The 18,391-nt window shown below is 41.9% G+C and carries 14 protein-coding genes; 10 read left to right on the top strand and 4 right to left on the bottom strand.

Features of this window, described 5'->3' with window-relative positions; genetic code table 11:
* Positions 1 to 2 precede the first annotated feature (2 nt).
* The 3 genes from BSHG_RS23700 to BSHG_RS15340 are packed head-to-tail and all read left to right on the top strand — an operon-like array spanning position 3 to position 2,809.
* Complete coding sequence (locus tag BSHG_RS23700; protein ID WP_005784274.1) at positions 3 to 230, top strand: hypothetical protein; 228 nt, start codon at positions 3 to 5, stop codon at positions 228 to 230.
* 2 nt (positions 231 to 232) lie between these two features.
* Positions 233 to 1,468: an MFS transporter gene (locus BSHG_RS15335; RefSeq protein WP_008658242.1), complete on the top strand. Its 1,236-nt coding sequence runs from the start codon at positions 233 to 235 to the stop codon at positions 1,466 to 1,468.
* A gap of 42 nt (positions 1,469 to 1,510) precedes the next feature.
* Positions 1,511 to 2,809, top strand: coding sequence for a UDP-N-acetylmuramoyl-tripeptide--D-alanyl-D-alanine ligase (locus BSHG_RS15340; protein WP_008658240.1), 1,299 nt, complete (start codon positions 1,511 to 1,513; stop codon positions 2,807 to 2,809).
* 4 nt (positions 2,810 to 2,813) lie between these two features.
* Here the strand turns inward: BSHG_RS15340 and BSHG_RS15345 are convergent, their stop codons facing one another.
* Positions 2,814 to 3,206, bottom strand: a complete 393-nt coding sequence (locus BSHG_RS15345; RefSeq protein WP_005796576.1) for a VanZ family protein — start codon at positions 3,204 to 3,206, stop codon at positions 2,814 to 2,816.
* Between the two features lie 104 nt (positions 3,207 to 3,310).
* Between BSHG_RS15345 and BSHG_RS15350 the strand changes: the two genes are divergently transcribed.
* Together BSHG_RS15350 and BSHG_RS15355 are read left to right on the top strand one after the other, a co-directional pair.
* Complete coding sequence (locus BSHG_RS15350) at positions 3,311 to 4,678, top strand: sodium-dependent transporter (protein ID WP_005796577.1); 1,368 nt, start codon at positions 3,311 to 3,313, stop codon at positions 4,676 to 4,678.
* A gap of 2 nt (positions 4,679 to 4,680) precedes the next feature.
* Complete coding sequence (locus BSHG_RS15355) at positions 4,681 to 5,583, top strand: helix-hairpin-helix domain-containing protein (RefSeq protein ID WP_008658236.1); 903 nt, start codon at positions 4,681 to 4,683, stop codon at positions 5,581 to 5,583.
* Here BSHG_RS15355 and BSHG_RS15360 read toward each other — a convergent pair whose 3' ends face one another.
* From BSHG_RS15360 to BSHG_RS15370, 3 genes are read right to left on the bottom strand one after another with little or no spacing between them, the layout of a single operon-like run.
* Positions 5,584 to 6,234 carry an ABC transporter ATP-binding protein gene (locus BSHG_RS15360; RefSeq protein ID WP_005784263.1) on the bottom strand — a complete coding sequence of 217 codons (651 nt, stop codon included), beginning with the start codon at positions 6,232 to 6,234 and terminating at the stop codon, positions 5,584 to 5,586.
* A gap of 4 nt (positions 6,235 to 6,238) precedes the next feature.
* Entirely contained in the window at positions 6,239 to 6,967 is a 729-nt protein-coding gene (locus BSHG_RS15365; protein WP_005796580.1) for a ThiF family adenylyltransferase, read from the bottom strand.
* Positions 6,949 to 9,084: a cation:proton antiporter gene (locus tag BSHG_RS15370; RefSeq protein ID WP_008658228.1), complete on the bottom strand. Its 2,136-nt coding sequence runs from the start codon at positions 9,082 to 9,084 to the stop codon at positions 6,949 to 6,951. Before BSHG_RS15370 ends, BSHG_RS15365 begins: the two co-directional genes overlap by 19 nt.
* A gap of 197 nt (positions 9,085 to 9,281) precedes the next feature.
* Between BSHG_RS15370 and BSHG_RS15375 the strand changes: the two genes are divergently transcribed.
* The 5 genes from BSHG_RS15375 (at position 9,282) to BSHG_RS15395 (ending at position 18,354) form a co-directional block, all read left to right on the top strand.
* Positions 9,282 to 10,292 carry an aspartate-semialdehyde dehydrogenase gene (locus tag BSHG_RS15375; RefSeq protein ID WP_008658226.1) on the top strand — a complete coding sequence of 337 codons (1,011 nt, stop codon included), beginning with the start codon at positions 9,282 to 9,284 and terminating at the stop codon, positions 10,290 to 10,292.
* 299 nt (positions 10,293 to 10,591) lie between these two features.
* On the top strand, positions 10,592 to 11,440 hold the full coding sequence (locus tag BSHG_RS15380; RefSeq protein WP_008658224.1) for a hypothetical protein: 849 nt from the start codon (positions 10,592 to 10,594) through the stop codon (positions 11,438 to 11,440).
* Positions 11,441 to 11,901: 461 nt separating this feature from the next.
* Entirely contained in the window at positions 11,902 to 15,237 is a 3,336-nt protein-coding gene (locus tag BSHG_RS15385) for a SusC/RagA family TonB-linked outer membrane protein (protein WP_008658222.1), read from the top strand.
* Positions 15,238 to 15,266: 29 nt separating this feature from the next.
* On the top strand, positions 15,267 to 16,964 hold the full coding sequence (locus BSHG_RS15390; protein ID WP_008658220.1) for a RagB/SusD family nutrient uptake outer membrane protein: 1,698 nt from the start codon (positions 15,267 to 15,269) through the stop codon (positions 16,962 to 16,964).
* 220 nt (positions 16,965 to 17,184) lie between these two features.
* Positions 17,185 to 18,354, top strand: coding sequence for an exo-beta-N-acetylmuramidase NamZ domain-containing protein (locus tag BSHG_RS15395; RefSeq protein ID WP_014298197.1), 1,170 nt, complete (start codon positions 17,185 to 17,187; stop codon positions 18,352 to 18,354).
* Positions 18,355 to 18,391: the final 37 nt, after the last annotated feature.

Raw genomic sequence — 18,391 nt, 5'->3', positions numbered from 1 at the left:
CGATGGGGATTTTCCCCGTCGAATTTCCCACAACAACAGTGAGAGGATATGAAAGTTCTTCGGTTTTACATTATTTGGGGTTTATTAAAAAGGGGGGCGACGGAAAAGTTAATAAGTTATCTCCAGCCCTAATAGGAAGATATCCCAACACACTTTCTGCTGCTTGTGTGCCGAACATTCTAACGGATCGTTTGTTCTTCACACACCTAAACTTTATAATACCTATATAACTATGCGTATTCAAACTGGCCACGGGACTATTCCCCTTATTACCCTCATCGGCATCTGGTCTATCTCGGCCCTGAATGCCCTACCGGGGCTGGCGGTTTCTCCTATTCTGGGGAAGCTCTCCGCCATCTTTCCACACTCCACCGAACTGGACATACAGATGCTTTCGTCTCTGCCTTCACTATTGATTATCCCATTTATCCTTTTGGCAGGTAAACTGACGGAACGGGTCAATTTCATCCGTCTGCTCCAAGCCGGGCTTGCCATCTTTGCTCTAAGCGGAGTGCTCTACCTGCTGTCGGGACAGATGTGGCAACTGATTGCCGTGAGTGCCTTACTGGGAGTAGGCTCCGGACTGATCGTCCCGCTATCCACCGGATTAATCTCCAAATACTTCGTAGGTTCATACCGTGTGAAACAGTTCGGATTAAGTTCGGCCATCACCAACATAACACTGGTAGTAGCTACGGCAGTAACCGGATACCTTGCTGAAGTCAACTGGCATCTCCCATTCGTCGTCTATCTGCTTCCAATTATCTCACTCGTACTCTCGGTATATCTGCAACGCAGCATGGCAAGCGAAGGCAGTACCTCGCTTACCAACGACAAAGCCCCGGCAGACAAAGAAGAAGATGTAGATACCGGTAACAGCAAATACGGCATTCACGTTCGCCATCTTGCAGGCATTATGGGTGTTTACGGACTGGCTACCTTTCTGGTACTGGTAGTCAGTTTCAACCTGCCATTCCTGATGGAAGAATATCATTTCACCAGTGGTAACTCCGGTATTATGATTTCTCTCTTCTTTCTGGCTATCATGACTCCCGGTTTTTTTCTGAACCGGATCGTAGGCACTCTGAAAGAGAAAACAAAGTTCTGCAGTTTTTTGAGTATCGGCATCGGACTGGCACTGATCTGGATCTCACCCAAAGAATGGGTGATAGCTCCGGGATGTATCCTGGTCGGGCTGGGGTACGGAGTTATCCAACCTGTTGTCTACAACCAGACAACCCATACGGCTATTTCACGCAAAGTGACACTGGCACTGGCATTCGTAATGGCGATGAACTATCTTGCCATCCTGCTATGTCCCTTCATTATCGACTTCTTCCAGTCGACTGTATTCCACATCAAATCTCAGCAGTTTGCTTTTGTATTCAATCTATGCATCAGCATCGTAATGCTTGTCATTTCCTATACCAAGCGAAATTCTTTCTTGTTTAATGATAATCTGAAATAGAAAATGTAATTTTGCACCCACAACAGAGAAAAACCGATTATTATGAAACTTTCTGCTCTCTACCAGATATTCCTGGATTGTGCCGTAGTGACCACCGACAGCCGCAACTGCCCTGCAGGTTCACTGTTTATTGCCCTGAAAGGCGAATCATTCAATGGAAACGCTTTTGCAGCTCAAGCATTAAAAGACGGCTGTGCATACGCCATCGTAGATGAAGCCGAATATGCTCCGGAAAACAACAGACATATCATTCTGGTGGACAATTGCCTGCAAACCCTTCAGCAACTGGCTAATTATCACCGCCGCCAACTGGGTACAAAAGTGATCGGCATTACCGGAACCAACGGGAAAACAACCACTAAAGAGCTGATTTCTGCTGTCTTGTCGAAATCTCACAATGTACTCTACACAGAAGGAAACCTAAACAACCACATTGGAGTGCCCATGACTCTGCTTCGCCTAAAAGCAGAACATGAACTGGCAGTGATCGAAATGGGGGCTAATCATCCCGGAGAGATAAAATTTCTGGTACACATTGCCGAGCCGGATTATGGAATTATCACCAATGTGGGAAAAGCGCATCTGGAAGGATTCGGTTCCTTTGAAGGAGTGATCCGCACCAAAGGAGAATTATATGACTATCTCCGTGAAAAGGAAGATTCTACCGTCTTTATACACCATGATAATGCTTATCTGATGGACATCGCTCATGACCTGAATCTGATTCCCTACGGAAGTGAAGACTCACTTTATGTGAATGGACATGTGACCGGGAATTCCCCTTATCTGACTTTCGAATGGAAAGCAGGCAAAGATGGTGACTTGCACAAAGTGCAAACTCAGCTTATCGGCGAATATAACTTCCCAAATGCATTGGCCGCCGTTACTATCGGTCGGTTCTTTGGAGTGGAAGCCGGAAAAATAGATGAAGCACTAGCCGGTTATACTCCCCGCAATAACCGTTCACAACTGAAAAAAACCGCGGATAATACACTAATTATAGACGCTTACAATGCCAATCCGACCAGCATGATGGCAGCCCTCCAAAACTTCCGTAATATGACTGTGGAAAAGAAAATGCTGATATTAGGCGATATGCGTGAATTGGGGACGGAAAGTGCAGCTGAACACCGCAAAATCGTGGACTTCCTGCAAGAGTGCTCTTTTGAGAAAGTCCTGCTGGTTGGAGAACAATTTACAGCAACTCATCCTCCTTATCACACCTATGCCAATGCACAGGAAGTGATAAAGGAACTGCAAACGGAAAAGCCTAAAGACTACACCATCCTGATCAAAGGATCGAATGGTATCAAACTGAGCACGGTTGTTGAATTTTTATAAAAGTCTACTTTTTACTTAATATACGTGGACGGACAATAAAATATCCTATCAGACTGGCCAATACCGCACCTGTGGTATTGGCTGCAAAGTCCATCCAGTCTCCCCCACGATAGGTCGTACAATATTCCTGCAACAATTCTACACATCCGCTGAACAACACCGGACAAATGAATGCTCCTACCCAAGCATGCCACACCGGAGTGTGGTCTCTACGGTGTGCCCGTAAAAACTCCAGCCATAGCATACCGGACATGCCAAAGTACATACAAATATGAACGACCTTATCGATATTAGGAATTTTACTAATCTCCGTTGAAGGAGGTTTGAAGAACGACAGATAGATGACCGCAAGAATGATAAAGAGCGATACGGGATATTTCTTAATATACGATAGCATACCTAAATAAATTACAGATGAATCGCAAATATAAGGAACATTTTCTATATTTGCACGTTTAAAGCGAGAAAATCTATCGAATTGTAAGATAACATATACTTTTTATGACAAAAAAAGAAAGAGGAAACTTTGGTAGTAAACTGGGTGTGATATTAGCTTCTGCAGGGTCAGCCGTCGGACTGGGCAATATATGGAGATTCCCTTATGAAACGGGAAATCATGGAGGAGCTGCTTTTATTCTTATTTATCTGGGATGCATCCTCCTACTCGGACTACCGATTATGATAGCTGAATTTTTAATCGGACGGCACTCACAGGCTAATACTGCCCGTGCTTACCAGATACTGGCTCCCGGCACTCAATGGCGTTGGGTAGGACGAATGGGAGTTTTGGCGGGATTCCTTATTCTTGGCTATTACTCAGTAGTGGCCGGATGGACATTAGAATATATATTCGAAGCTGTCAGCAACAGTTTTGCAGGTAAAACTCCGGCGGAGTTCATCTCTTCTTTCCAAAGTTTCTCCAGCAATCCTTGGCGTCCCGCCCTATGGCTCACGTTATTCTTACTCGCTACCCATTTCATCATCGTGAAAGGGGTGGAGAAGGGAATCGAAAAATCATCTAAAATTATGATGCCGACTCTCTTCATCATTATCTTAATACTGGTGGGATGCTCGGTCACTTTGCCGGGAGCGGGCAAAGGCATAGAGTTTCTGCTAAAACCGGATTTCAGTAAAGTAGATGGCAATGTATTTCTGGGAGCTATGGGGCAAGCGTTCTTCTCACTCAGCCTTGGAATGGGATGCCTGTGTACCTATGCCTCCTATTTCAGCAAAAACACCAACCTCACCCGAACGGCTTTCAGCGTAGGAATCATCGACACATTTGTCGCTGTACTAGCCGGTTTTATCATCTTTCCTGCAGCGTTTTCAGTAGGAATTCAACCGGACGCCGGACCCAGTTTAATTTTTATAACCCTTCCTAACGTGTTCCAACAGGCTTTCAGCGGAATACCGATACTGGCATATATTTTTTCAGTGATGTTCTACGTATTGCTGGCGCTGGCAGCTCTGACTTCTACCATCTCATTGCACGAAGTGGTTACGGCCTACCTGCACGAAGAGTTCAACTTTACAAGGGGAAAAGCTGCCCGGTTAGTGACGACAGGTTGTATTCTGTTAGGGATACTCTGTTCACTCTCTCTGGGAGTTACCAAGGAGTTCACCATCTTCGGACTGGGTATGTTCGACCTGTTCGACTTCGTAACTGCCAAACTGATGTTGCCATTGGGCGGATTACTCATTTCCATTTTTACCGGATGGTATCTGGATAAGAAACTCGTTTGGTCGGAAATCACGAATAACGGTACCCTGAAAGTTCCTACCTATAAACTGATTATCTTTATTCTGAAATACGTAGCCCCGATTGCCATTTCAGTGATCTTCATTAATGAACTGGGGCTACTGAAATAAAAATGTGGAAAGACTTCTTTTACTTCACACGTGCAGAACGGCAAGGTATCCTGATACTTGCCGTTTTGTGTATTCTCGTATTTGTGGCCGGATGGTTGATCCCCGACAAAGCAAATACGGCAACAAACGATACGGAAAAGTTTAAAAAGGAATATGCCGGTTTTATGTCCTCCATCCGCGAAAAAGAACAAAAGATATATTCACACAATAACCGCTTTCAGCCCCCACGAACAGTCCGTCTGACTACATTTGACCCTAATATCACCGACTCTGTCGGATTCCTTGATTTGGGACTGCCGGCATGGATGGCAAAGAACATCCTAAAGTATCGAAATAAAGGTGGAAAATTCCGTCGGGCGGAAGACTTCCGGAAAGTATACGGATTAACGCAGGAACAATACGAAATGCTCCTACCTTATATTTATATAGCTACGCTCGCAAAGCCCCAAGATACACTTCGCCTCTATACCCGAAAGATAGAAGAAGACACACTGAATTTTTTTAAATATGCAGCCGGAACAGTAGTCGAACTGAACAGTGCAGACACAACGGAACTGAAAAAGATCCCCGGTATAGGTAGTGGAATTGCCCGGATGATAACAGGATATCGCAACCGTTTAGGAGGATTTTATGATATAGCACAATTAAAGGAGATACATCTCGATGTAGAAAAGCTCCGCCCCTGGTTTAACGTGGCAACCGGCAATACCCGACGGCTGAATATCAACCGAACCGGTATCGAACGGCTCAAAGCTCATCCTTACATCAACTTCTACCAAGCCAAAATAATCGTAGAATACAGAAAAAAGAAAGGAATATTAAAAAGTCTGAAGCAACTTTCTCTCTATGAAGAGTTTACGCCTCAAGATCTGGAGCGAATCAGCCACTACATCTGTTTTGAGTAATCAAATGATATTTCCATCTACCATATGGATCGTACGGTCGGTGATTTTTGCTAATGCTTCATCATGGGTCACGATCACAAAAGTCTGTCCGAAACGATTTCTCAGGTCAAAAAAGAGTTGATGCAATTCTTCCTTATTATGGGAATCCAAGCTTCCGGAAGGTTCATCGGCCAAGATAACTGCCGGTTGATTGATCAATGCACGGGCTACAGCTACCCGCTGTTTCTCTCCGCCGGAGAGTTCATTCGGTTTATGAGATGCCCGTTCCTTCAATCCCATAAAATCAAGAATCTCCATAGCACGCATCGAAGCTTCCTTAGTCGGCACTCCGGCTATAAATGCAGGAATCATTACATTTTCAAGTGCCGTGAACTCCGGTAACAACTGATGGAACTGAAAGACAAATCCAATGTGTTTGTTACGGAAAGCGGAAAGCTCTTTCTCCTTCATCCGGCTTACATTGGTACCGTCAATGTTTATCATCCCCGCATCGGGACTGTCCAAAGTACCCATTATCTGAAGCAAAGTAGTCTTCCCCGCTCCACTGGGTCCCACGATGCTTACCACTTCTCCTTGGGTTATCTCCAAATCTATCCCTTTCAATACTTGTAAAGAGCCGAAACTCTTGGTTATACCTTCTAGATGAATCATAATCTTACAATCTTTTGATAACGTACTCTGCCAAATAACAACCAAACACCGCCGGCATATAGCTCACAGTTCCGCAAGTGGATTTCTTGTTCCTCTCATCATCAGTCAGCAATACTGCTTTCGGATCCGCCTGTTCCGTACTGAACACCACGGGAAGCTTACGCTTTACCCCCATTTTTTGCAAACGCTTCCGGACGGCCTTGCTAAGACCACAATGATAAGTATCCCAAAGGTCGGCAAAACGCACTTGTGTAATATCACTCTTTGCTCCTGCACCCATACTCGATATTATTTTAATGCGTCGCTGAAGAGCATGATAAATCAGATAGCACTTTGGACTTATGGTGTCAATGGCATCGACTATAAAATCATAACGTGCAGCATCCAGCAGTTCGGGTATGTTATCGTCTTTCAGATAAACAGGCAATACAGTCAACTCTATTTCCGGATTAATATCTCTGAAACGTGCTTCCAACACCTTCGCTTTTTCCATACCCAAAGTGGCATGAGTAGCCGGCAGCTGGCGGTTAATATTAGTGGGCTGTACAATATCAGCATCTACTATTGTCATTCGCCCTACGCCTGCACGACAAATCATTTCGGCTGCATAAGCACCTACTCCTCCTAATCCGACAACCAACACATGCGATTTCCGCAAGCGTTCCATCTTCTCCGCTCCTAAAAGGAGTTCCGTTCTCTGTTGCCAGTTCTCCATTAATTCTTCTTTAACCATTTATAGAACCATTTACCTACCTTATCGTAATGTTGAGACTCGTTGTAGCCACGCGGATCAGAGAATGAAACAATTTCCTGTGGTTCACCAAACTGATCGGGATACAATATAATCAGACTGTTGTTTGAGAAATATTTTCCGAGCTGATTGGGTAGACGTTCGAATGAAGGGTCGTATGAGATAGATCCGCGCCGTGCACTAATAACCACCAACAGATGGTCAAAATTTACCTGCCCGGTCAGCAGAAGCAGATCGTCCCACTCGTCCAACCTGGAAAATTCAGTGGGTGTACTACCATGCTTCTTCTTTACCAACTGCTGCAGCCGCATCAGGGTTTGCTCGTTGGCAAAGAAATGTACCCGACATCCTAAAAGACTTCCCATGCGGCAGAAGTGCTCTACCCATTTGGAAAATCCGGTTTCATATTCAGCCTTTGGCGGCACAGCAATAATAATGCGCCGAAGTGTATTGACGGGCATTAAGAATTTGGCGATGATCACTTCCCGATGGGTACCTTTCAGCAAGCTTTCGGCCAGATTACCAAAAAATGAATCGACAATATTTGCCTTACGGTGCAAACCGATCACTACATCTGTAGCATCGTACTCCTTAATGGTATGAATAATGCCCGAAGCAATATTAAGATCATAACGACTCACCATATTGACCGAAACATCGGCAGAAGCAGCAATCATTGCCGCCTTTTCCAGATTCCGCTTACCCTGTAACTCCTTATTTTCCGAATTGTTATTATCATTGATTACATTGAGCGCAATCAATTCTCTTTTCTGTTTAGTATCTCTGATGACCAAGGCAAGATTAATCAGATCTTCAATGGTATCCGGATTTGCTACCGGAATCAGAATCTGCTCCTGTTCTGTCTTCTCTTTATTATCTTCAAACTGCATCTCTTCGTGCAGAGCAAAACGCCTTGCCGAACGTTCGGTTACAAGCGAACTGATGACGCACGTAAAGAGAATCATGACTACCGTGCCATTGAGCACATCGTCATTCAGCAACCGCTCTCCATTTTCCATAATGATTTCATGCCCTATCAATACTGCTGCCAGCGTAGCAGCAGCCTGCGCATTGCTCAAACCGAACATCATGCTTCGTTCATTGGGCTGCATATGATAAATCTTCTGTGTGATCCAAGCTGCCAACCATTTACTTAGAGTAGCGAATACGGTCATCACTACGGCAACCTTTAGAGCTTCACCACCGGTAAACAGGGTACGGACATCGATTATCATCCCCACACCAATCAGGAAATATGGAATAAACAAGGCATTTCCGACAAACTCCAACCGATTCATCAGAGGAGAAACATGCGGAATCAAGCGATTCAATACAAGTCCGGCAAGAAAAGCTCCCAAAATACCCTCCATACCGACAAACTCCATCAAACCACTACCTAAAAAGACCATCGCAAGTACAAAGACAAATTGCATTACGCTATCATCGTACTTACGGAAAAACCATCGACCGATACGCGGGAAGAAGAAAACGATCAGAAAACTCAGAAATGCAACTTTCACCACTAACAGCACCCAAAACATACCGTCGACAGCTCCTTTGTACATACCACCAATGACGGCAAGAATAATCAAAGCCAACGTAACCGTTACCGCCGTACCGCCGATGGTTATATTTACACTCCTGAGTCTGGACAATCCATAACGGCTGATAATGGGATAGGCAATCAGTGTATGGGAAGCATACATACTGGCGAGTAATACCGCTGTAGTAAATCCATATCCCAGCAATTCCATACTACTCCATACCCCCAATGCCATCGGAATGATAAATGTAAACCATCCGAAAACCAATCCTTTTGTCCGGTTCTTCTTAAAATCCTCCATATCCATTTCCAGCCCGGCCAGAAACATGATATAATAGAGGCCTACTTTTCCGAACAATTCGAAACTACTGTCCCGCTCGAGAACATTAAAGCCATATTCACCGATAACCACTCCGGCCAAAATCATGCCGATAATATGAGGTATATGCAGACGTCCTAATATCATCGGTGCGAAAAGAATAATGATCAAAACCAAGAAAAACACCCACGTGGGGTCTGTTATCGGGAGTTGTAAACTGAGGTCAAACCAATGCATATATCAGTATTTTTGTATTTATCTGCAAAATAACAAAAAAGTTATCACACCGCCAATTCATAAGGAAAGAGATTTTCAAAGAGAAATCTTCTCTCTAAAATGCTGATTATATTGCAAAATGTTATAATTTTGCAGCCAAATCCTTACGATTGGCTTGAATTGTAAGGAGAGTATTCACATAAAAACAAAAGAAAAAGATGAAAGTAGCTATTGTTGGCGTAAGCGGAGCCGTAGGACAAGAGTTTCTACGTGTGCTCGATGAGAGAAATTTCCCGTTGGACGAGTTAGTTTTGTTCGGTTCTAAACGTAGTGCCGGAACTAAATATACTTTCCGCGGTAAACAGATCGAGGTCAAACTTCTGCAACACAACGATGACTTTAAAGGGGTGGACATTGCTTTCACTTCAGCCGGTGCAGGCACGTCTAAAGAGTTTGAGAAGACTATTACCCAGTATGGTGCGGTAATGATCGATAACTCCAGCGCTTTCCGTATGGATGCCGATGTACCCTTGGTAGTGCCCGAAGTAAATGCAGCTGATGCTAAAGATCGTCCACGTGGTGTGATTGCCAACCCGAATTGCACAACCATTCAGATGGTTGTCGCACTGAAAGCCATCGAAGAGCTTTCTCATATAAAAACTGTGCATGTATCTACTTACCAGGCAGCGAGCGGTGCCGGTGCAGCAGCTATGGACGAACTCTACGAACAGTATCATCAGGTTTTAGCCAATGAACCTGTCACTGTTGAAAAGTTTGCGTATCAGCTGGCCTTCAACCTGATTCCTCAAATTGATGTATTCACAGAAAACGGATATACGAAAGAGGAAATGAAAATGTATAACGAAACACGCAAAATCATGCACTCTGACGTGAAAGTAAGTGCTACTTGTGTACGTGTTCCGGCACTTCGTGCTCACTCTGAAAGTATTTGGGTGGAAACAGAACGTCCTATTTCGATAGAAGAAGCTCGTGAAGCTTTTGCCAAAGGTGAAGGATTGGTATTGCAAGACAATCCTGCCGAGAAAGAATATCCGATGCCCTTGTTCCTGGCAGGCAAAGATCCCGTTTATGTAGGTCGTATCCGTAAAGACCTGACCAATGACTGTGGATTAACCTTCTGGATTGTAGGTGATCAAATCAAAAAAGGAGCCGCACTGAATGCTGTCCAGATTGCCGAATATCTGATTAAAGAAGGAAATATCGGATAAATTAAAATCCGGATTTAACCGCAGATAACCATTATAAGATTTAATATTTCAATTCATCTCAGCCAGGTAGTCAATCCGGCTGAGATTTTCTTTTTATAAACTTCATACAATCTATTAAATAAGAATGATTTGATCAGGTCCGACACAAGGATAAAAACAAAAGATTGTTCCGCACAAGCATTCAAAGAGGGAACTACATTTCCGAATGCATTTATTTGATATGAAAAAACTTTCCGATCAAAACAAATCAAATTACAAAAAATATTATATATTTGTATCCAAATCAAAAAGGCTGCGAAATGAAACTTATTGCGGAAAGTGGTTCTACAAGAACGGAATGGGCATTGGTTGAAGACAATCATCTCGTACAACGTGTGTTTACCGAAGGGCTAAACCCTTTCTTCCAGACTAGAAGAGAAATTAGCAGAAGCGTCAGGTTGGGACTACCGGAATCATTCTTCAAAAAAAAACTGGATCAAGTATATTACTATGGTGCCGGATGCAGTTCATATGAAAAGAAAAATATCTTAGGTGCCTCTTTAGTGGCACAATTCAAAACTCCCATTCAGGTTGAAAGCGATTTGCTGGCAGCAGCTCGTGGTTTATTTAAATGTGAAGCCGGAATTGCCTGTATCTTGGGTACCGGATCAAATTCCTGTTTTTACGATGGTAAAATTATAGTCAAAAATGTGAAAGCTGCCGGATATATTTTAGGAGATGAAGGCAGTGGAGCCGTTCTTGGAAAACTTTTTTTAGCTGACCTTCTTAAAGGACTAGCTCCCAAAGAATTGGCAAATGAATTTCATGAAAAGTTTCGTATCTCGGTCAATGATGTCATGGAATCTGTATATAATCTTCCTTTCCCTAATCGTTTTTTAGGAACCATTGCGTATTTCTTAGGAGATTATATGGATAATGAATATGTATATAACCTATTAACTAACAATCTCCGTAGTTTCTTTAACCGCAACATATGCCAATACGATTATATAAACTATCCCATCCGCTTTGTAGGCTCACTAGCTTATGCGTATCCAGATATTTTACAAGAAGTAGCACAGGAATTCGGAGTAGAGATAGATGTTATAGAAGAAACACCTATGAATGGTTTAATCGAGTTTCACTCCATGAACATCGAAGAGTCCTAAAAGCGCGCACAATATCTAAAGAATGTTTCTAAACCTTAATAACCATCGCTTATAAATGTATTCACAGATCATTTTTATAAAATAGAGAAGCGTCATAATGTGAATATACAAATATAAATCTAAATTATATAAAATATTTGTTCTTGATATTAAAATAAAATATATCTTTGCCATAGTAGAACTCCAAAGAGTTTCTAAACCTTTGTTAATAATAAACAATTTATCTCTTAAAAGAATCAACAAAGCCAATTGATATTAATTAAACTGGCCAAAAACAAAGATTAACAGGACTTATTAAAAACAAATAGAGATAACATAAAAATTAAAACCTTTAAATGAAATGCCTATGATAAATAATTATCCAAACCAAGGATAGCTTAGCCTACCCTCCTATTTTACCTTTACCTGCATTTTCCTGAGAAATCAAATGAAAAACAAAACAATTAAATCATCTATCTTTTATGAATGAAGATCGCAAGAAACGAGGATTAGCGAACAGCAACCTCCTTATAGCCATGGCTATTACTACCTTAATTATAGGTAGCAGCAATGCAATGGCTAATCAAACTGCTTCCGGCAGTAGTTACAAGGTGACTGAACAAATGCAAATACAAACCGTGACGGGTGTAGTAGTAGATGCAAACGGCGAACCGATTATTGGTGCCAGTGTCGTAGAGAAAGGGACAACCAATGGGATTGTAACCGACATGGATGGCAAATTTTCACTAAATGTAAAAGTAGGTACCACTCTGCAAATCACATTTGTAGGATACCAACCGCAAGATGTGAAAGCAACTAAAAGCATGAAAGTTGTCCTGAAAGAGGACAACGAATTACTAGATGAAGTGGTAGTGGTAGGTTATGGAACCCAGAAAAAGGCAAACCTTACCGGAGCAGTATCCACTGTAGATGTCAGCAAGACTTTGGAAGCCCGTCCACAATCCGATGTGTCCAAAGCTCTGCAAGGTGTAGTACCGGGATTGACCATCACTAATACCAGTGGAAAACTAAACAGCAAACCAACCATGACTATCCGTGGTACCGGAACACTGAGTAACAGTGCAACCAGTAACCCGCTTATTGTCGTAGATGGTGTGCCAATGGACGATATCTCATATTTAAATACACAGGATATCGATAATATATCTGTTTTGAAAGATGCAGCCTCCACTTCTATCTATGGTACAAGAGCAGCATTTGGTGTTATATTAGTAACAACAAAATCTGCAAAGAAAACAGATAAAGTCACAATCAATTATACCAATAATTTCTCCTGGGATACACCAACCATACTTCCGAACTATCCGGATGTAGCTACACAGGCCAGAGCTTTGCGTGCGGCCAACACTCGTGCCAATCTCGAGAATGAATTGTTCGGTATGTACATGGATGACAATTTCATAGCAAAAGCTGAAGCTTGGAAACAAAGACACGGAGGTAAAAAAGCCGGATATCGCGAAATGATTCCGGGTGATGATTTTGATTTGGGAGAAGATGGTAGCGCACTATATTATGCAGATTGGGACGTGGTTGGAATTATGTTTCGAGACTGGAAACCCGCACAAAGTCACAATATATCAATACAGGGAACCAGTGGGAAAACATCCTATTTTTTGTCCGTTGGCTATAATCACGAGGAAGGAGTGATGACATTCAACCCGGATAAGTTGAATAAATACAACGCTAATATGAATGTCACTTCCGACATAACAAATTGGTTACAAATCGGTGGCCGCTTCAGTTATAGTGACAAGGCATACACCACCCCTAATACCCGCCGTAATACTTATACGTATATGTGGCGCTGGGGAAGTTTCTTCGGTCCTTATGGTACTTATCAGGGAATCGATATGAAAAATGATATCGCATACCTTAAACAAGCAGGAGACGACAAGACTAATGACTCTTATACTCGTATAGGTACCTTCTTAAAAGCAACTATTATCAAAGGGTTAACCCTGAATGCCGATTATACATTTAATATCAACAATAAAACGACCAAATCAGTAGGATTACCCGTAATATGTTGGAACTCTTGGGGAGGTAAACTAAATACTCCTACTACCGCAGCAGGAGCTAATGGAGATACATGGGTATATCAGAATTCAGTCCGCGACAATTCTTACGCATTAAATGTATTCGCTAATTACGAACTAACAGTTGCAAAAGACCACCATTTCAACTTTATGATCGGTGCCAATGCTGAAGAAGGTGAATATCAGAATCATTGGTCACAACGTAAAGGGCTATTGGATGATAAACTACCTGAATTCAACCTGGCAACAGGAGATCAAACTGTAGGTGGAACGCATAACGAATGGGGTACTGCCGGATGGTTCGGACGCATCAACTATGATTATAACGGTATCTGGTTGTTGGAATTGAACGGACGATACGACGGTTCATCCAAATTCCCATCAAGTGATCGCTGGGCATTCTTCCCTTCCGGCTCTGTAGGCTATCGTATCAGTGAGGAAAAATTCTTCGGGCCCATCAAAAAAGTAGTCAGCAACACCAAAATACGTGCCTCATATGGTGAAATCGGTAACCAGGCAGTAGGTAGCAACATGTACATTTCAACTGTCTCAAAACGAACAGACGGCAATACACACTGGTTGAACGGCAGTAACAAAGTGGTAGCTTACGATCTTCCTTCTTTGGTCTCTCCGACCTTAAAATGGGAACGTATTCAAACACTGGATATCGGTGGTGATTTTGGTTTCTTCAATAACGAATTGAACATATCTTTTGACTGGTACCAACGCACAACCAAAGATATGTTAGCACCGGGTCAGACAATGCCGGACGTGCTAGGTGCAGGTGCACCGAAAATCAATGCAGGTACCTTACGCACACGTGGTTGGGAATTAAGTATTGATTGGCGTCATCATTTCAATGAAGTAAACGTATATGCCAATGCCAGTATAGGTGATTTCAAGACTGTCATCACCAAATGGGATAACGACAGCCAACTCTTGAATGAAAACTATAGCGGTAAAGTATATGGAGATATATGGGGATTTGAGACCGATCGATATTTTACAAAAGACGATTTTAACGCTGACGGTTCTTATAAAGAAGGGATTGCTTCTCAGAAAAAATTAGAACAAGACGGATTTGTTTACGGTCCGGGGGATATTAAATTTAAAGATCTGAATAACGACAAAGAAATTAATGGAGGTGAAGGTACGGTAAAAGATCACGGAGACTTAAAGGTGATTGGTAATACCACTCCCCGTTACCAGTACGGCTTTCGTCTGGGTGGCGAATGGAAAGGAATAGATATTGATATGTTCTTTCAAGGTGTAGGCAAATGTGATGCATGGACACAATCAGCTTTCGTAATGCCAATGATGCGTGGTGCCGATGCGATTTATGCAAATCAAGCTAATTATTGGACAGATGAAAATCCGGACCCTAATGCTGATTTCCCACGCATGTGGCCGGGTAATGCAGGAAAAGGTACAGTCAGCGTACTTGATTTAGGTAATCATAACTTCTATCCGCAAAGTAAATACCTGGTAAACATGGCCTATCTACGTTTCAAAAATTTGACTATAGGATATACCTTACCAAAAGATTGGACACGTAAAGTTTACATGGATAAAGTACGCGTTTATTTCAGTGCTAATAATATTTGCGAACTTATAAATAAGAGTAATGCTCCTGTAGACCCGGAAGTAAATACTTCTGAAGCTATAGCCAATGGTGGAAGCAGTGATTACGGCAATGGAACTTGGGGACGAGTAGACCCGATGTATCGTACCGTATCGTTCGGTTTACAAGTTACTTTCTAATATACCATAAACAATTAATAGCGAATTATATGAAAAAAATTAAATATATAGCATGTCTGCTGTCATTGGCTGTGGTATCCGGTTGTGACAGTATCTTAGACAAAGGTCCTCTGGACTCTTTTACCAATGATAACTTTTGGACCGGTGAAGGAAATATATCAGGATATGCAAATGCATTCTACGAACAATTCTTAGGATATGGTAACGGCAATGGTTACGGTGATTTCTATTTCAAGACATTATCTGACGATCAAGCCGGAATGAGCTTTGCCAAATGGACTTATCCGGACAATGCACCCTCAACAAGTGCTACCTGGAAAAATGGCTGGATTGAGGTTCGCCGCGCTAACATTATGCTCGAGAATGTACCGACAGTTGCTTCATTGGACGAAGCAACCAAAAATCATTGGCTCGGAGTAGCCCGCTTAATGAGAGCTTGGCAATACTATCACTTAGTACGTATGTATGGTAATCTACCTTGGATAGACAAAGCACTTAACATCAATGATGAAGGAGAAATATATGGCAACCGCGAGGATCGGGATATGGTGATGGACAAAGTGCTGGAAGATCTGGACTTTGCGGTAACCAATATCAAAGATATTTCCAGTAAAACGACTTGGAGCCGTTCATTAGCCAACGCAATGAAAGCTGAGGTATGCCTCTACGAAGGCACTTTTCGTAAATATCGCAAAAATGAAGATGGACAGCAAGCCCCCGATGCAACAGGTGCTGCCAGGTACCTCACAGCCTGCAAAGAAGCATGTCTGGCCGTTATGAGCAAAGGTTATAAATTAAACACCTCCTATCAAGAGAATTATAACTCGACAGATTTAAGCAGTAATCCGGAAATGATTTTATACAAAGCATACAAAGAAGGATTACTCATGCACTCCACTATCGACTACACATGCTCATCCACTCAAATCAGCGGTATGAGTAAAAATGCGTTCGAATCCTACCTATTTAAAGATGGTAAGCCCATGGCATTGACTTCTTTGAATAAAAGTGACGAAGCACCTTTCCAATACGGACATTTATCTTTAAAAGACATTCTCGCTGTCCGGGATAAACGACTGGCCCAAACAATTGATACAGTACTCCTGTATAATGGCAGAGGATTTACACGATTTAACACCGGCATGGAATCAACTTCTTCGACAGGTTATGGAGTGGCTAAATACGATAATGAAGCTATCCCGGAAGGTTTTAGAAGTCAATCAGGAAAGAATTATACTCATGCTCCTTTATTTTGGTTGTCAGTAATTTATTTAAATTATGCGGAAGCCTGCGCTGAATTAGGTAATATCACTCAAGATGACTTGGATAAATCTATCAACTTACTAAAAGACCGTGCTGGATTACCACATCTAAACCCTATCGTCGGTTTCAGTGATCCTGCAAATAACCATGGGGTTAGCGATTTAATCTGGGAGATTCGTCGTGAACGCCGTTGTGAACTGATGTTCGATAATGATAACCGATATTGGGATTTAATACGTTGGCATCAACTCGATAAATTGGATACAACCAAATACCCCGATATCATCTTAGGTGCTAACGTAGCCAATGACATGGATGGTTGTGAGGCCAATAAAGTTGGTAAATATATTGACGGAAGTAAAGATGGTAGTCGTATATACGATAAAAAACATTATTTATATCCGATTCCAACAGGACAAATAGCTTTAAATCCACAATTAGCCCCCAATAATCCGGGTTGGTAATCAACCATACCTGGTAAATACAGAGATTCTTCCTGTTTCCATAGTCTTGATAACTATGGAATTAGGAAGAATTTTACACCTTTAGCTAAAAAGTTTTACTCTGTAACAACCAATCTGTAAATTATCAATTATAATATAAAATATTTCTAAATAATTGTTTTTGATATTAAAATAAAAAGTATCTTTGCTACAACAAGAACTTCCTCCTAATACTATTTTTATGAAAAAGATCCTACTCATAGTCGTCTTATTATGTAGTACTCTCTTTGCTCAAGCACAAAAGAGCGATGTAATTATAGGTGCTGAGCAGACTAAAGCATATTTTCCAATTCTAAAAAATAAACGAATTGCTATATTTTCCAATCACACCGGAATGGTGGGAAATAAGCACTTGCTGGATATATTATTGGAAAACAACTTTAATGTAGTTGCAATTTTTTCACCAGAACATGGTTTCCGTGGAAATGCTGATGCCGGCGAACATGTATCCAGTACAATCGATTCAAAAACAGGAGTACCCATTCTTTCTCTTTACAACGGAAAGTCGAAGAAACCGAGTGAAGCCTCCATGAAAAAGTTCGATATATTGATTGTAGACATACAAGATGTGGGGTTACGCTTCTACACTTATTATATATCTATGGTGCGTTTGATGGATGCCTGCGCAGAATATGACCGCAAAATACTGATTCTGGACCGACCAAATCCAAATGGCCACTATGTTGACGGACCAATATTGGATATGAAATATAAATCGGGAGTAGGCGGATTACCTATCCCCATTGTACACGGAATGACACTAGGCGAACTTGCCTTGATGGTCAATGGCGAACGATGGCTACCTTCTTCACGAATTTGCGACGTGACCGTCATTCCTTGTAAGAACTATACACACCAGACAATGTATCGCCTGCCCATTCCTCCTTCACCTAACTTACCGAACATGAAAGCGATTTATCTATACCCTTCCATCTGTCTTTTCGAAGGGACTCCAGTAAGCTTGGGACGTGGCACCACTCTACCTTTTCAAGTATACGGCCATCCTAATATGACTGGATACAATTACAATTTCACTCCCCGTAGTATTCCAGGAGCAAAAAATCCGCCGCAACTTAACAAATTATGCCACGGAGTAAACTTGAGTAATCTTAGTGACGAAGAAATTTGGAAACAAGGAATAAACTTAGACTACTTAATTGACGCCTATCATAATCTGAATATGGGAGATCGTTTTTTCAGACCTTTTTTTGAATTACTGGTCGGTACTGACTATGTACGTAAAATGATAGAAGGAGGTAAAAGTGCTGATGAAATAAAAGCAAGATGGAAAAGAGATGTCGAAAGGTTCAAGATACAACGAAAGCCTTATCTACTCTATCAAGACAACTGACTAGCCCTAATAAAATATTTCATTCATTAATCTGAAA

Source organism: Bacteroides sp. 3_2_5, assembly GCF_000159855.2.
Lineage (GTDB): Bacteria > Bacteroidota > Bacteroidia > Bacteroidales > Bacteroidaceae > Bacteroides > Bacteroides fragilis.
This window is presented reverse-complemented; position numbering and strand designations above follow the sequence as displayed.

Coding starts and splice junctions, on each gene's coding strand:
- BSHG_RS23700 (WP_005784274.1), top strand. CDS start 3: ATGGGGATTTTCCCCGTCGAATTTCCCACAACAACAGTGAGAGGATAT.
- BSHG_RS15335 (WP_008658242.1), top strand. CDS start 233: ATGCGTATTCAAACTGGCCACGGGACTATTCCCCTTATTACCCTCATC.
- BSHG_RS15340 (WP_008658240.1), top strand. CDS start 1,511: ATGAAACTTTCTGCTCTCTACCAGATATTCCTGGATTGTGCCGTAGTG.
- BSHG_RS15345 (WP_005796576.1), bottom strand. CDS start 3,206: ATGCTATCGTATATTAAGAAATATCCCGTATCGCTCTTTATCATTCTT.
- BSHG_RS15350 (WP_005796577.1), top strand. CDS start 3,311: ATGACAAAAAAAGAAAGAGGAAACTTTGGTAGTAAACTGGGTGTGATA.
- BSHG_RS15355 (WP_008658236.1), top strand. CDS start 4,681: ATGTGGAAAGACTTCTTTTACTTCACACGTGCAGAACGGCAAGGTATC.
- BSHG_RS15360 (WP_005784263.1), bottom strand. CDS start 6,234: ATGATTCATCTAGAAGGTATAACCAAGAGTTTCGGCTCTTTACAAGTA.
- BSHG_RS15365 (WP_005796580.1), bottom strand. CDS start 6,967: ATGGTTAAAGAAGAATTAATGGAGAACTGGCAACAGAGAACGGAACTC.
- BSHG_RS15370 (WP_008658228.1), bottom strand. CDS start 9,084: ATGCATTGGTTTGACCTCAGTTTACAACTCCCGATAACAGACCCCACG.
- BSHG_RS15375 (WP_008658226.1), top strand. CDS start 9,282: ATGAAAGTAGCTATTGTTGGCGTAAGCGGAGCCGTAGGACAAGAGTTT.
- BSHG_RS15380 (WP_008658224.1), top strand. CDS start 10,592: ATGAAACTTATTGCGGAAAGTGGTTCTACAAGAACGGAATGGGCATTG.
- BSHG_RS15385 (WP_008658222.1), top strand. CDS start 11,902: ATGAATGAAGATCGCAAGAAACGAGGATTAGCGAACAGCAACCTCCTT.
- BSHG_RS15390 (WP_008658220.1), top strand. CDS start 15,267: ATGAAAAAAATTAAATATATAGCATGTCTGCTGTCATTGGCTGTGGTA.
- BSHG_RS15395 (WP_014298197.1), top strand. CDS start 17,185: ATGAAAAAGATCCTACTCATAGTCGTCTTATTATGTAGTACTCTCTTT.